A 14,246-nucleotide genomic window follows, 5' to 3' on the forward strand; every position below is an offset into this window, starting at 1 on the left:
GTGCCCGCCCGCCTCCCCCGGGCCTGCCCGCCGGGCGCCTCCGGCCGGGTCCGCCCGACACCCCCGGCCGGGCCCGCCCGACCCGCCCGACCCTCCGGCCGTGCCCGCCCGACACCCCCGGCCGTGCCCGCCGGGCGCCTCCGGCCGAGCCCGCCCGACGCCCCCGCCGTGCCCGCCCGACCCTCCGGCCGTGCCTGCCCGACACCCCCGGCCAGGCCCCCCGACGGCCCGACTGACGGCGGCTTTTGCGGGTAGTGGAGGTCTCTGGCAGACTTCGTGACCTTCGTCGGGCATTTTGAACAGGTTCTTACCGGGTCGTCGGTAAGCTCATGCCTGCTTATCACCCGAAACGGAGGAGATGCGTCGTGCGGGTATCCCGGTTGATCGTGGTGACGCTGGCCGGAGCCGCCGTGCTGGCCCCCGCGGCGGCATGCTCGTCGGACGAGCCGGCCCCGGGCACCAACCCGCAGGCGGCGCCCCTGAGCGCCACCCCGACGCCCTCGGAGCCGCCCGAGCACCCCTTCACCGGCGCCGCGACCGCAGCCCGCAAGCCGGTGCTCGCCGTCAAGATCGAGAACACCGCGGCGGGCAAGCCCCAGATCGGCCTCAAGAGCGCCGACATCGTCTACGTCGAGCAGGTCGAGGGCGGCCTGACCCGGCTGATGGCCATCTACTCCTCCCGCCTGCCGGCCAAGGTCGGCCCCGTACGCTCGGCGCGCATCTCCGACCTGCACATCCTGCCGATGTTCGGCAAGCCGGCGCTGGCGTACTCCGGGGTGCAGACCAAGATGATCCCCTACGTGCAGAAGGCGTCCCTGTTCGACGTCTCCGACAGCGCCGCCGGCTCGGCGTACGCCCGCGAGCCCGGCCGGGTCGCGCCGTACAACCTGGTGGCCAGCCCCCGCAAGCTCCTCGCCGCCGCCCCCCAGGCCACCAAGGCCAAGGACATCGGCTTCGTCTTCGGCGAGGCCCCCGAGGGCGGCGTGCCCAGGAAGACCTTCAGCGTCAGATACCCCGCCGCCCGCTTCACCTTCGGCTGGTCGGAGACGCAGAAGCGCTGGCTGATCTGGCAGGACGGCAAGCGCGACATGGCGGCAGAGGGCGGCCAGCTCGGCGCCCCCACCATCGTCGTCCAGTACGCCAAGACCACCCGCTCCCAGTTCCACGACGTCAACGACAGCTACACCCCCCTCATCAAGACCACCGGCACCGGCCGCGCCGTCGTCCTGCGCGACGGCAAGGCGTACAAGGCCAAGTGGTCCCGCCCTTCGGAGAAGGAGGGCACGACCTTCACCACCGAGTCCGGCGACCCCATGCCCTTCGCCAAGGGCCAGGTCTGGGTCGTCCTGGCCGCCCCCAAGCCAGTCCAGCCCTGATTATTGCTGTGTTCATGGCCCGTGCTTCGCACGGGCGGGCTTGGGCGCTCTGCAGGGTCGTGTCTTCCCTCGTCGCTCCGGTCGCTGCGCTCCCTGCGCTCCTCCTCCAGACACGACCCGCGCCCAAGCCACCACAACCCCGTCACCGCGCCGGTTGGCCGGAGCCCGGTTACCTGCGCAGGTCGCCCGCCATCCGTCTTCCTGGAGAGACCCCTTCACCGGTCCAGACAGGACCCGCGCCCAAACCACCACAACCCCGTCACCGCGCCCTTTTCGCGGGCACCCGCTCGCCTGCGCAGGTCGCCCGCCAGACAGGCGCGGGCGGAGCGGCCGTGGCCGTACAATCTGTCCACAATCGGGGACGAACCACGACAAGGTGGCATGTCCGGGGATAGGTGGATCAGCGCCTAACATGGAGGGGATCGATCCGTCGGCGCCCTCGTGAGGTAACACCCGTGTCCAGCAGCAGCCCCGAAGTCACCCAGACCGCCGTCACCGGGACCGCCCGGGTGAAGCGCGGTATGGCTGAGATGCTCAAGGGCGGCGTCATCATGGACGTCGTCACCCCCGAGCAGGCCAAGATCGCCGAGGACGCCGGTGCCGTGGCCGTCATGGCGTTGGAGCGCGTGCCCGCCGACATCCGCGCGCAGGGCGGGGTGTCGCGGATGAGCGACCCCGACATGATCGAGGGCATCATCTCCGCGGTGTCGATCCCGGTCATGGCCAAGGCGCGCATCGGCCACTTCGTCGAGGCCCAGGTGCTGCAGGCGCTGGGGGTCGACTACATCGACGAGTCCGAGGTGCTCACCCCGGCCGACTACGCCAACCACATCGACAAGTGGAAGTTCACCGTGCCGTTCGTGTGCGGCGCGACCAACCTCGGCGAGGCGCTGCGCCGCATCACCGAGGGCGCGGCCATGATCCGCTCCAAGGGCGAGGCCGGTACCGGCGACGTCTCCAACGCCGTCACCCACATGCGCACGATCCGCGCCGAGATCAAGCGTCTCACCTCGCTGCCCGAGGACGAGCTGTACGTCGCGGCCAAGGAGCTGCAGGCCCCGTACGAGCTGGTCGCCGAGGTGGCCCGCGACGGCAAGCTCCCGGTGGTGCTGTTCACCGCGGGCGGCATCGCTACCCCGGCCGACGCCGCCATGATGATGCAGCTCGGCGCCGAGGGCGTCTTCGTCGGCTCCGGCATCTTCAAGTCCGGCGACCCGGCCAAGCGCGCCGCGGCCATCGTCAAGGCCACCACCTTCTACGACGACCCCGACGTGATCGCCAAGGTCTCCCGCGGCCTGGGCGAGGCCATGGTCGGCATCAACGTGGACGACATCCCGGTGCCGCACCGCCTCGCCGAGCGCGGCTGGTAGCCCACGCGTCTCACCGGAGCCCGCCCGTGCCCCGCACGGGCGGGCTCCGTTTTTCCGCCCCCGGCCCCGGACCCTCCCCGGGGGCGCGCGCCAGTGCCCGGCGTTCGTGTCGGGTCGGGGACAGTGCGTGTTCCGACCAAGAACTTGGCTGTGCCGTAAAAGTGCCGTCAAGTTGGGTCAATGGCCACCGGAAGCCAACTTTCTGGACATCGGCCTCCGACAAGCTGCGGGACGTCCCGATGCTTGATCGCTCTGGAGGTCGCTCATGTCCCCGCTCACCAGGCGGTCGTTTCTGGTCACGGGCGTCGCCGGGATCGCGGCCGGAGCCGTGGCCGCGGTGCCGGGGGTCGCGGCGGCGGACGCGCGGCGGCGCGGGCCCCTGGCCGGTGATCCGTTCACGCTGGGCGTCGCCTCCGGCGACCCCTCCCGGGACGGGTTCGTGATCTGGACCCGGCTCGCCGTCCAGCCGCTCGCCGAGGACGGGCTGGGCGGGATGCCGGACCGGACGATCCCGGTGCAGTGGGAGGTGGCCGCGGACGAGGGGTTCCGCCGGGTCGTGCGGCGGGGGACCGCGCCGGCGAGGACCGAGTGGGCGCACAGCGTCCACGTCGAGCTGGAAGGGCTGGCGCCGGACCGCGAGTACTGGTACCGGTTCAAGGCCGGCCCGCACCTGTCACCCGCGGGCCGGGCGCGCACCGCGCCCCACCCCGGCATGTACGGCGGCGGCCTGACGATGGCGTTCGTGTCCTGCGCCCAGTACGAGCACGGCTACTTCACCTCCTACCGCAGGCTCGCCGAGGAGCGCCCCGACCTGGTGCTGCACCTGGGCGACTACCAGTACGAGTACACCCGCGACACCTACACCATCCCCGGCGGCAACATCCGCCACCACGAGGGCCCAGAGACCGAGACGCTGGCCAATTACCGGCAGCGGCACGCGCAGTACAAGGCCGACCCCGACCTGCAGGCCGCGCACGCGGCGGCGACCTGGGCGGTGGTGTGGGACGACCACGAGCTGGACAACAACTGGGCCGACGAGGTGCCCGAGAGGCCCGAGGTGCCGCAGCCGAACTTCCTCGCCCGGCGCGAGGCGGCCTTCCGGGCGTACTACGAGAACATGCCGCTGCGCCGCACCTCGATCCCGCGCGGCATCGACATGCAGCTCTACCGGCGGATCACCTGGGGCAGGCTGGCCACCTTCCACATGCTGGACACCCGGCAGTACCGCGACGACCAGGGGTGCGGCGACGGCTACCGCGACTGCCCGGCTGCGGTGGACCCGGCGCGCTCGATCACCGGAGCCGAGCAGGAGGAGTGGCTGCTGGACGGCTTCCGCCGCTCCTCGGCCCGCTGGGACATCCTGGGCCAGCAGGTGTTCTTCGCCCAGCGCGACAACAACGCCGGGCCCGCCAAGGTCACCAGCCAGGACGCCTGGGACGGCTACGTCGCCTCGCGGCGGCGCATCACGCAGGGCTGGGTGGACGCGGGCGTGCGCAACGCCGTGGTGCTCACCGGCGACGTGCACGCGCACTGGGCGAGCGACCTCAAGCTCGACTACGACGACCCCACCTCGGCCACGGTCGGCTCGGAGCTGGTGGCCACCTCGATCAGCACCGGCGGCGACGGCGCGGACTCCGACCCCGCCACGCACCCGTTCCTGGCCATCAACCCGCACCTGAAGTTCTACAACAACCAGCGCGGCTACGTCCTCACCCGGATCGAGAAGGACGCGATCACGGCCGACTTCAAGGTCGTGCCGTTCGTGACCCAGCCGGGCGCGGAGGCCCACGTGAAGGCGACGTTCGTGATCGAGGACCGGGTGCCCGGCGTGCAGCAGACGTACCTGCGGCCGGTGGACCCCTCCGCGACCACCCGCGCGGCCATCGACACCATCCAGGAGACGGTGGACTGGGAGACCAAGCGCCCCTGACGCGCCCCCTCACCGCCGCCGTCCGCGAAGGGGTCCTCCCAGTGCCGGGAGGGCCCCTTCGCCGTCCGGGCGCGGAGTGCCATGGCATGATCTGGGAAGATTGTCGGCGGGGCGGGCGTTGATCCCGTGTATACCCTCGGTAACCGACCCCTAAGGATGGCCTGTGACCAGTGTGCCCGTGATCGGGGTGCTCGCCCTGCAGGGAGACGTGCGCGAACACGTGCGCGCGCTGACCGACGCCGGCGCCCGCGCCGCCGCCGTACGCCGTCCCGGCGAGCTGGCGGAGGCCGACGCGCTGGTCATCCCGGGCGGGGAGTCCACCACGATCTGGAAGCTGGCCGAGGCGTTCGAGATGCTCGAACCCCTGCGGCTGCGGATCAAGGAGGGCATGCCCGCCTACGGCTCCTGCGCCGGCATGATCATGCTCGCCGACCGGATCGAGGACGGGGTCCCGGGCCAGCAGACCTTCGGCGGCATCGACATGGTGGTGCGCCGCAACGCGTTCGGCCGCCAGGTGGACTCCTTCGAGGAGGACGTCGACTTCGCCGGCGAGGGCCCGGTCCGCGCCGTTTTCATCCGGGCGCCGTGGGTCGAATCGGTCGGGACCGGCGTCGAAGTGCTGGCCCGCGCCGAACCCGGCGGTAGGATCGTCGCGGTTCGTCAAGGGCCGTTGCTCGCGACGTCCTTCCACCCCGAGCTGACCGGGGACGCGCGGGTGCACGCGTACTTTGTTGAGATGGTTCGTAGAGACGGTAGGGAGCGCTAGGCGATGTCCGGCCACTCCAAATGGGCGACGACGAAGCACAAGAAGGCGGCGCTGGACGCGAAGCGCGGCAAGCTGTTCGCCAAGCTCATCAAGAACATCGAAGTGGCGGCGCGGACCGGTGGCCCCGATCCTGACGGCAACCCGACCCTGTTCGACGCGATCCAGAAGGCCCGCAAGAACTCGGTGCCGCTGGAGAACATCGAGCGCGCCCGCAAGCGCGGCGGCGGTCTTGAGGCGGGCGGCGCCGACTGGCAGACCATCATGTACGAGGGCTACGCGCCCGGCGGCGTGGCGGTGCTGGTCGAGTGCCTGACCGACAACCGCAACCGCGCGGCCTCCGAGGTGCGCGTCGCGATGACCCGCAACGGCGGCTCGATGGCCGACCCCGGCTCGGTGTCGTACATGTTCAACCGCAAGGGCGTCGTGATCGTGCCCAAGGCCGGCGAGCTGACCGAGGACGACGTGCTGACCGCGGTCCTCGACGCCGGCGCTGAGGAGGTCAACGACCTCGGCGAGTCCTTCGAGGTGGTCTGCGAGGCGGGCGACCTGGTCGCGGTGCGCACGGCGCTGCAGAACGCCGGCATCGACTACGAGTCGGCGGAGGCGTCGTTCCTGCCGTCGCTGAACGTGCCGCTCGACGAGGAGGGCGCGAAGAAGGTCTTCCGCCTCCTGGAGGCCCTGGAGGACAGCGACGACGTGCAGAACGTCTACGCCAACTTCGACGTCTCCGACGAGGTCCTGGCCAAGCTCGGCTGATCCGGGTCCGCGCGTCGCCGGCGCGCGGACCGCGTAGGTTGGGGCGTCGTGGACATTCGTGATCTGACGCCCGGCGACCTCGACGCCGCGCTCGACAACAGGTGGCGCGCGTTCGGGCCGCTGTCCCCGGGCGACCGGGAGCGCTGGCGCAGCCTGGTGACCCCCGCGGCCGAGGCGGGCCGCTTCCTCGGCGTGTTCGACGGCCCGCGCCTGGTGGCCACGGCGCGCGTCGCCGACTTCGTGCAGTGGTGGCACGGCCGCCCCGTACGGATGGGCGGCCTGGCCGGGGTCACCGTGGCCCCCGAGGACCGCGGGCGCGGCGTGGGACGCCTCGTGGTGCGGGCGGCCCTGGACCGCTGCGCCGAGCTGGGCTACCCGCTGTCGGCCCTCTACCCGGCCACCACGCCGATCTACCGCTCCCTCGGCTGGGAGCACGCCGGGATCAGGAACATCGTCAAGCTGCCCGCCGAGGGCCTGCGCACGATCCGTCCCGGCGGTGAGCAGGGTGGCGAGCACGGCGGTGAGCACGGCGGTGAGCAGGTCGAGCTGCGCAGGCTCGGCCCCGGCGACGCCGCCGAGGTCGCCGCGGTCCTGCACCGCGCGCACGCCGCCTCCCGCGCCTCCGGGCCGGTCTGCTGGGACGAGGCCACCTGGCGGCTGTGGCTGGAGGACGAGGACGACCTCATGTACGCCGCCCGCGACGGCTACGTGATCTACCGGTGGGACGGCGGCGACATCGAGGTGGACAACCTCGTGGCCGCCTCCGAGCCCACCGCGCGGGCCCTGTGGGCCCTGGTCGGCACCGCCTCCTCGGTCGCCCGCTCCGTACGCGCCGCCGTCGCCCCCGACGACCCGGTGTTCTGGCTGCTCGGCGAGGTACGGTACGAGCCGGTCAAGCAGGACCGCTGGATGCTGCGCGTCATCGACCTCCCCGCCGCCGTCGCCGCCCGCGGCTTCCCGGCCGGCCTCGCCCTCGACGCGCCCATCGCCGTGGCGGGCATGGGGGAGTGGCGGCTCACCGTCTCCGGCGGCCGTGGCGCGCTGACGGCCGCGCCGTCCGCCGGCGACTCCGCCCGCCTCACGGTCAACGGGATCTCCGCCCTGTACGCCGGGGTGCCGGCCGCCACGCTACGCCGGGCCGGGCTGCTCCGCGGCGGCTCGCCGGAACTGGACGAAGGGCTCGACGCGGCCTTCCGCGCCACGCCGTACATGCTCGACTACTTCTGACCCCGGCCCCGCGTCGCTGGTGCCCCGGCTTTCCCGGCGAGTACGGGTGTCTGGCGTGCGGGGGAGCCCGGATCACGGTAAAGTCGCCCCCGAACAGATGTTCGGCCGGGCGTTGGGGCCGGGTTCGCGGCGCATGCGCCGCGGGTGGGGAGGCGTGCGGGTGCGGTTGCCCGAGATGCGGGTGCTCGGGGTCGATCCGGGGCTGACCCGGTGCGGCCTCGGGGCGGTCGAGGGCCGGCCGGGCGCGCCGCTGTCGCTCGTCGCGGTCGGCGTCGTGCGCACCCCGGCCGACGACGACATCGGGTCCCGCCTGGTCGCCATCGAGCGCGGCATCGAGCAGTGGCTCGACGACGTCCGCCCCGACTCCGTCGCGGTCGAGCGGGTCTTCGCCCAGCACAACGTACGCACCGTCATGGGCACCGCGCAGGCGGCCGCGGTGGCGATCGTGTGCGCCGCGCGGCGCGGGCTGCCCGTCGCGCTGCACACCCCCAGCGAGGTCAAGGCCGCCATCACCGGCAGCGGCACCGCGGGCAAGCAGCAGGTCGGCACCATGGTCACCCGGCTGCTGCGGCTCGACGCGATGCCCAGGCCCGCCGACGCGGCCGACGCGCTCGCGCTGGCGATCTGCCACGTGTGGCGCGGCGGCGCCCAGAACCGCCTCGCCGACGCCCTGGCCAGGGCGAGAGGGAGGACTCCGTGATCGCCTCGTTGTCGGGCCGCACCGCCGCGATCGGACCCGGCACCGCCGTGGTCGAGGTCGGCGGCGTCGGCGTGCTCGTCCACTGCACCCCCGCCACGCTCGGCTCCCTGCGCGTGGGCGAGCCGGCCCGGCTGGCGACGTCCCTGGTCGTGCGCGAGGAGTCGCTGACCCTCTACGGCTTCGCCGACGCCGACGAGCGCGACCTGTTCGAGGCGGTGCAGCGGGTCGCCGGGGTCGGCCCCAAGCTCGCACTGGCCATGCTCGCCGTGCACGCCCCCAACGCGCTGCGCGTGGCCGTGGCCGCCGGCGACGTCAAGGCCCTGACCATGGTCCCCGGCATCGGCCCGAAGGTCGCCCAGCGCATCATCCTGGAGCTGAAGGACAAACTGGGCGCCCCCGAGCCCGTGCCCGCCGCCGTCGCCAACGGCCGCGCCGCCGCCCCCGCCTGGCGCGAGCAGGTGCACACCGGCCTCGTCGGCCTCGGCTACACCGCCCGCGACGCCGACGAGGCCGTCGCCGAGGTCGCCCCGCTCGCCGACGCCGCCCTGGCCGAGGGCCGACGCCCCGACATCGCGGCCCTCCTCAAGGCCGCGCTGCGCACGCTGAGCCGCTAGGTTGACCCCCATGCCGACCTCCGCCCCCCGCGCTCGCGTCCCGCACTCCCGCCCGGCGACCGGTGACCGGCGGCGGCACGCCGTCCGAGGTCACCGCGAGCCGAGCGCCGGCGCACGCGGAGCGCGGGCGTCCGCGCGCGCGGCGCGCCCCGCCCGGTCCGGGTCGAGCCACGGGAGGCGGATGTGAGCCTGGAACGCGATCTGGTCTCGCCCGACGCCGACGGCGACGAGCGGGCCATCGAGGCGGCGCTGCGGCCCAAGCGGCTGAGCGAGTTCATCGGGCAGGGGCGGGTGCGCGAGCAGCTCTCGCTGGTGCTCGAAGGCGCGCTGCGCCGGGGCAGGCCGCCGGACCACGTGCTGATGAGCGGGGCCCCTGGACTGGGCAAGACCACCCTGGCCATGATCATCGCGGCCGAGCTGGGGGCCCCGCTGCGCCTCAGCTCCGGCCCCGCGCTGGAGCGCGCGGGCGACCTGGCGGCGATCCTGTCCACCCTCGCCGAGGGCGAGGTGCTGTTCATCGACGAGATCCACCGCATGGCCAGGCCCGCCGAGGAGATGCTCTACCTGGCGATGGAGGACTTCCGGGTGGACATCGTGGTCGGCAAGGGGCCGGGCGCCACCGCGATCCCGCTCGACATCGCGCCGTTCACCCTGGTCGGGGCCACCACCAGGGCCGGGCTGCTGCCCGCGCCGCTGCGCGACCGGTTCGGGTTCGTCGCCCACATGGACTTCTACACCCCCGAGGAGCTGGAGCAGGTGCTCTACCGCTCCGCCCGGCTGCTCGGGGTCACTTTGCCGCCCGACGCGGCGCGCGAGATCGCCAGGCGCTCGCGGGGCACCCCGCGCATCGCCAACCGGCTGCTGCGCCGCGTACGCGACTTCTCCGAGGTGCGCGCGGGCGGCGAGGTCAGCCGCGAGACCGCGGCCGCGGCGCTGAACCTGTACGAGGTCGACGCCGAGGGCCTGGACCGGCTCGACCGGGCCGTGCTCGGCGCGCTGCTGCACAAGTTCGGCGGCGGGCCCGTCGGGCTGTCCACCCTCGCCGTCGCCGTGGGCGAGGAGCCCGAGACGGTCGAGGTGGTCGCCGAGCCGTTCCTGGTGCGGCAGGGGCTCATCGCCCGCACCCCCCGCGGCCGGGTCGCCACCGCGGCGGCGTGGACCCACCTGGGGCTCTCTCCTCCGCCCACCGCGTTCGGCGCTTCGCCGGGCGGGGGTGTGTAATTTTCAGCAGAGGCCGTAACAGGGGTGTCAACCGTCTGGCAAAGAGGTGGTCACGGATCGGTGACAAGCATCTCGAAGCGGGAACTTTCCCGCGCGCCGCGTCGTGAGTTCGTTGCCGGGTTCCGCGGCGCCGCCTACACTCCCAGCTTTGGCTGGCTGTGTAGGCTGACGTGCTAGCGGCGCGGTCGCATTGCATAGATTCCCCGGCGTCACCGCCGGTTCATCCCTCATGGAAGGTGGCCCATCGTGGGCAGCAACAACGCGCTAACCTCGTTCCTGCCGCTGATCTTGTTGGTAGTGGTGTTCTACTTCCTGCTCATCAGGCCGCAGCGCAAGCGGCAGCAGGAACAACTCCGCATGCAGAACTCCCTGGCGCCGGGGGCGCGCGTGATGACCACGACCGGCCTGTTCGGCGACGTGGTTGCCGTCGACGGCGACGACGTGATCCTGGAGATCGCCCCGGGGGTCGAGACCCGCTGGGTCAAGGCGGCGATCGGCCGGGTGGTCACCGACGCCGAGGCGCCGGCGGCCGACGGCGAGGGGGAGAAGGACGACACTGTGGCCGGAACCGCCGAGCCCGCCGACACCGTGGACGGCGAGCAGAAGGACTCCAGCACCAAGAAGTCCTGACTAGGCTACAGAAAACCCTTTACCCGAAAGAATCGACGACCAGTGGCCCGACCGACCAGTACTCCGAGCAGGCCGGGGCGTATGCTCCTGCTGCTCGTGGCGCTCATCCTCGCCTTGGGCGGGACGATGCTCCTGCAGAAGGCGTTCCTCCCGCAGTTCGGCCTCGACCTCGCGGGTGGCACCACGGTGACGCTGTCACCGATCACCGCCAATGGCGAGGACCCTTCGGATGAGAGCCTCGACCTAGCCGTCAACATCATCCGCGACCGGGTGAACGGCAGTGGCATCTCCGACGCCGAGGTCGCCCGCTCCGGGGACAACATCGTCATCTCCGTTCCCGGTGTGGGGCAGGAGGAGGTCGTCGCCCTGGTCGGCACCACGGCGGAGCTGAGGTTCCGCCAGGTGCTCGCGGTCGCGGCGTCCACGACGCAGGAGCTGCCCACCACCGCGCCCACGCCCAGCGCCACGCCGAGCGGGTCGGGGCAGACGACCCCCGACACCACGCCGTCCGCGCGCGAGAGCGCCGCCCCGCAGACCTCGGCCAGCCCCGCGGGCCGCGCCGTCTCCTCCGCGCTCACCGAGCAGGCGGGCCGGCAGACGGCCCAGGAGGCCGGCGGGCAGGCGAACCCCTCCCCGCAGAACTCGCCCGCCGCCGAGCCGACCCCCACGGCCACCACCGGCAAGAAGGCCGACAACGGCAAGAAGGGCGACAAGGGCAAGGCGACTCCGACGCCCACCCCGACCCCCACGCCGCAGGCCAGTGACGACCCGCTCGCCGGACAGGACACCACCGGCATCGACCCGGCCGTCATGGCCCAGTTCCGGGCGCTCGACTGCACCAAGGCCGACCGCGGGCAGGGCGCGCAGGACGACCCGGCCAAGCAGATCGCGGCCTGCAGCCAGGACGGCTCGGCCCGCTACATCCTGGACAAGGCGTCCGTCGTCGGCACCGAGATCGGCGGCGCCGACTCCGGCGTCGATCCCACCACCGGTGAGTGGCTGGTGCAGCTCAACTTCAAGAGCAGCGGCACGCAGAAGTGGTCCCAGATCACCACGACCGCCTACAACTCGGCCGCCCCGCGCAACCAGGTCGCGGTGGTCCTCGACGGGGTCGTCATCTCCGCCCCGGTCATCCAGGAGCCCATCACCGGCGGCCGGGCGCAGATCTCCGGCACCTTCAACCAGGAGACCGCCACCGAGCTGGCCAACCAGCTCAAGTACGGCGCGCTGCCGCTGAAGTTCGAGAAGAGCTCGATCGAGGAGGTCTCCTCCACCCTGGGCCAGGACCAGCTCACCGGCGGTCTCATCGCCGGCGGCATCGGCCTCGCCCTCGTGGTGGTCTACTCGCTGCTGTACTACCGCGGCCTCGGCATCGTGTCGGTGCTCAGCCTCGGCGTGGCCACGATCCTGACCTACACCGCCGTGGTGATCCTGGGCGAGAACGCCGGCTTCCGCCTGTCGCTGCCCCACATCATCGGCCTGGTGGTCTCGATCGGCATCACCGCCGACTCCTTCATCGTCTACTTCGAACGCATCCGCGACGAGATGAAGGAGGGCAGGCGGTCGCTGCGCGCGGCCGTGGAAGTGGCCTGGGTGCGGGCGCGGCGTACAATTCTGATCGCCGACGCGGTGATGTTCATCGCCGCGGTGGTGCTGTACTTCCTCGCGGTTGGCGGTGTGGCCGGTTTCGCGTTCGCGATGGGCCTGACCACCCTCATCGACATCGTGGTGGTGTTCATGTTCACCAAGCCGTTCGTCGCGCTGCTGGCCAGGCTGAAGTTCTTCGCCAAGGGCCACAAGCTGTCCGGCCTCGACGCCGAGCGGATGAGCCGGCAGCCCGCGAGCGCCACGTCCACCCCGCAGGAGGCATGATGTCGGGCATCGGTGGTCTCGGGCGCCGTCTCTACCGCGGCGAGGTCAACGTCGACTTCGTCGGGCGCCAGAAGCTGTGGTACGGCCTGTCCGCCCTCCTGCTGCTCGTCTCGATCGCCGGCCTGGTGATCCAGGGGCTCAACTTCGGCATCGAGTTCCGGGGCGGCTCGGTCTTCTCCTTCAAGGCGCCCACGGCCAACATCGAGCAGGTCCGCGAGACCGTCCAGGAGGCGGGCGCGCACCAGGTGATCGTGCAGACGGCGGGCGACCGGTGGCGGGTGACCACCGAGAGCCTGTCGGCCTCCGGCGTGACCAACGTGCAGAAGACGGTCGCGCAGGAGTACGGCATCCCGCAGAACCAGGTGGACATCCAGGTCATCGGGGCCTCGTGGGGCGGTGAGGTCTCCGAGCAGGCGATGATCGGCCTGGGCGTCTTCATGGTGGCGATCATCCTGTACCTCACCATGGCCTTCGAGTGGAAGATGGCGCTGGCCGCCATCGTCGCGCTCATCCACGACCTGGTGATCACCGCGGGCGTCTACGCCTGGTCGCAGTTCGAGGTCACCCCGGCGACGCTGCTGGGCTTCCTGACCATCCTCGGTTACTCCCTGTACGACGCGGTCGTCGTGTTCGACATGATCAAGGAGGTCACGGCCAAGCTCGGCACGACCTCCAAGATGACCTATTCGATGGCCGCCAACAACGCGCTGAACCACACCCTGATCCGCTCGCTGAACACCTCGCTGGTCGCGATCCTGCCCGTGGCCGCGATCCTGTTCATCGGCACCACGCTGCTCGGCGCGGGCACGCTGAAGGACCTGTCGCTGGCCCTGTTCGTCGGCATGATCGTGGGCACGTACTCCTCGCTGTGCGTGGCCACGCCGATGCTGGTCACGCTGAAGGAGCGCGAGCCCAAGTACCAGGCCATCGCCAGGCGGCTGGCCAGCACCGGCGGCAAGGGCGCCGCGGCCAAGGACGCGGCCCCGGGCGCGGACGACGAGAAGAAGGACGACAAGCGGGAGCCGGTCGGCACCGCCGCCGCCAAGCGCAGGAAGAAGTAGTGCCGCCGGCGCCCCCGCCCCTCGCCGCGGGTGAGGGGCGGGGGCGCCGTGGCTGTTCGCGTTGGATTCGCGTGATAGGCACGATATGACCGAGCTGAGCAAGCTGATCCTGGACCGGATCAGGGACGTGCCCGACTACCCCAAGCCGGGCGTGCTGTTCAAGGACATCACCCCGCTGCTCGCCGACCACGAGGCGTTCTCGGCGGTGGTGGAGGAGCTCGCCCGGCTGTGCCAGGGCTGCGACAAGGTGGTCGGCATCGAGGCGCGCGGCTTCATCCTGGCCGCCCCGGTCGCCTTCCGGGCGGGCGCCGGTTTCGTCCCGGTACGTAAGAAGGGCAAACTGCCTGCCGAAACCTTCGAGGCGTCCTACGATCTGGAGTACGGCTCCGCCGTGATCGAGGTGCACCGCGACGCCTTCGCCCCCGGCGACCGAGTCCTCATCGTCGACGACGTGCTCGCCACCGGAGGCACCGCCCGAGCGACGATCGAACTGGTCAGGGGGGCCGGCGCCGAGGTGGTCGGCGCGGCGGTGCTCATGGAACTGGCCTTCCTCCGTGGCCGGGAGAAGCTGGACGACGTCGACCTGCGCTCCCTCGTGATCGTCTGATCGGCTCCGGGGGACCGGACCCCTCATCTCCCGCGATAGATACACTGAGGGGATCTGGACTCGAACGCGAGGAGTCTGTGTGCCCCGTGATGTGGTCGTGCCCGAGGTAACCTCCG

The 14,246-nt window shown here is 71.9% G+C and carries 13 protein-coding genes; all 13 read left to right on the forward strand.

Going from position 1 to position 14,246, the window contains the following annotated elements:
• Window positions 1–365 precede the first annotated feature (365 nt).
• The 13 genes from HNP84_RS49025 (at window position 366) to HNP84_RS49085 (ending at window position 14,130) form a co-directional block, all read left to right on the forward strand.
• A complete protein-coding gene (locus tag HNP84_RS49025) occupies window positions 366–1,376 on the forward strand; it encodes a DUF3048 domain-containing protein (RefSeq protein ID WP_312927384.1) in 1,011 nt (336 codons plus the stop codon).
• 455 nt (window positions 1,377–1,831) lie between these two features.
• Window positions 1,832–2,746: a pyridoxal 5'-phosphate synthase lyase subunit PdxS gene (pdxS, locus tag HNP84_RS49030; protein ID WP_185057033.1), complete on the forward strand. Its 915-nt coding sequence runs from the start codon at window positions 1,832–1,834 to the stop codon at window positions 2,744–2,746.
• Window positions 2,747–3,011: 265 nt separating this feature from the next.
• Window positions 3,012–4,676: an alkaline phosphatase D family protein gene (locus HNP84_RS49035; protein ID WP_185057034.1), complete on the forward strand. Its 1,665-nt coding sequence runs from the start codon at window positions 3,012–3,014 to the stop codon at window positions 4,674–4,676.
• Between the two features lie 163 nt (window positions 4,677–4,839).
• The gene (pdxT, locus tag HNP84_RS49040; RefSeq protein WP_312927386.1) at window positions 4,840–5,442 is read left to right on the forward strand and encodes a pyridoxal 5'-phosphate synthase glutaminase subunit PdxT; all 603 of its coding nucleotides are present in this window, start codon (window positions 4,840–4,842) and stop codon (window positions 5,440–5,442) included.
• A gap of 3 nt (window positions 5,443–5,445) precedes the next feature.
• Window positions 5,446–6,198 carry a YebC/PmpR family DNA-binding transcriptional regulator gene (locus tag HNP84_RS49045; RefSeq protein WP_185057035.1) on the forward strand — a complete coding sequence of 251 codons (753 nt, stop codon included), beginning with the start codon at window positions 5,446–5,448 and terminating at the stop codon, window positions 6,196–6,198.
• 48 nt (window positions 6,199–6,246) lie between these two features.
• Complete coding sequence (locus HNP84_RS49050; protein ID WP_185057036.1) at window positions 6,247–7,425, forward strand: GNAT family N-acetyltransferase; 1,179 nt, start codon at window positions 6,247–6,249, stop codon at window positions 7,423–7,425.
• A 175-nt stretch (window positions 7,426–7,600) separates the two neighbouring features.
• Window positions 7,601–8,125, forward strand: a complete 525-nt coding sequence (ruvC, locus tag HNP84_RS49055; protein WP_185057074.1) for a crossover junction endodeoxyribonuclease RuvC — start codon at window positions 7,601–7,603, stop codon at window positions 8,123–8,125.
• Window positions 8,122–8,739: a Holliday junction branch migration protein RuvA gene (gene ruvA, locus HNP84_RS49060; protein WP_185057037.1), complete on the forward strand. Its 618-nt coding sequence runs from the start codon at window positions 8,122–8,124 to the stop codon at window positions 8,737–8,739. Before ruvC ends, ruvA begins: the two co-directional genes overlap by 4 nt.
• A 183-nt stretch (window positions 8,740–8,922) precedes the next feature.
• Window positions 8,923–9,960, forward strand: coding sequence for a Holliday junction branch migration DNA helicase RuvB (gene ruvB, locus HNP84_RS49065; protein ID WP_185057038.1), 1,038 nt, complete (start codon window positions 8,923–8,925; stop codon window positions 9,958–9,960).
• 246 nt (window positions 9,961–10,206) lie between these two features.
• Window positions 10,207–10,590 carry a preprotein translocase subunit YajC gene (yajC, locus tag HNP84_RS49070; RefSeq protein ID WP_185057039.1) on the forward strand — a complete coding sequence of 128 codons (384 nt, stop codon included), beginning with the start codon at window positions 10,207–10,209 and terminating at the stop codon, window positions 10,588–10,590.
• 81 nt (window positions 10,591–10,671) lie between these two features.
• Window positions 10,672–12,462 carry a protein translocase subunit SecD gene (gene secD, locus HNP84_RS49075; protein WP_185057040.1) on the forward strand — a complete coding sequence of 597 codons (1,791 nt, stop codon included), beginning with the start codon at window positions 10,672–10,674 and terminating at the stop codon, window positions 12,460–12,462.
• Window positions 12,462–13,523 carry a protein translocase subunit SecF gene (secF, locus tag HNP84_RS49080; protein WP_185057075.1) on the forward strand — a complete coding sequence of 354 codons (1,062 nt, stop codon included), beginning with the start codon at window positions 12,462–12,464 and terminating at the stop codon, window positions 13,521–13,523. Before secD ends, secF begins: the two co-directional genes overlap by 1 nt.
• A gap of 85 nt (window positions 13,524–13,608) precedes the next feature.
• Window positions 13,609–14,130 (forward strand): adenine phosphoribosyltransferase, encoded by a 522-nt coding sequence (locus HNP84_RS49085; RefSeq protein WP_185057041.1) that lies wholly within the window; start codon window positions 13,609–13,611, stop codon window positions 14,128–14,130.
• The last annotated feature ends 116 nt before the right edge of the window (window positions 14,131–14,246 follow it).

The sequence above is a fragment of the Thermocatellispora tengchongensis genome (genome assembly GCF_014202315.1).
GTDB classification, from domain to species: domain Bacteria; phylum Actinomycetota; class Actinomycetes; order Streptosporangiales; family Streptosporangiaceae; genus Thermocatellispora; species Thermocatellispora tengchongensis.

Bases quoted from the DNA above. Each gene is read 5' to 3' on its own strand.
- HNP84_RS49035 (WP_185057034.1), top strand. From the start codon at position 3,012: ATGTCCCCGCTCACCAGGCGGTCGTTTCTGGTCACGGGCGTCGCCGGG.
- HNP84_RS49045 (WP_185057035.1), top strand. From the start codon at position 5,446: ATGTCCGGCCACTCCAAATGGGCGACGACGAAGCACAAGAAGGCGGCG.
- ruvC (WP_185057074.1), top strand. From the start codon at position 7,601: ATGCGGGTGCTCGGGGTCGATCCGGGGCTGACCCGGTGCGGCCTCGGG.
- secD (WP_185057040.1), top strand. From the start codon at position 10,672: ATGCTCCTGCTGCTCGTGGCGCTCATCCTCGCCTTGGGCGGGACGATG.
- secF (WP_185057075.1), top strand. From the start codon at position 12,462: ATGTCGGGCATCGGTGGTCTCGGGCGCCGTCTCTACCGCGGCGAGGTC.
- HNP84_RS49085 (WP_185057041.1), top strand. From the start codon at position 13,609: ATGACCGAGCTGAGCAAGCTGATCCTGGACCGGATCAGGGACGTGCCC.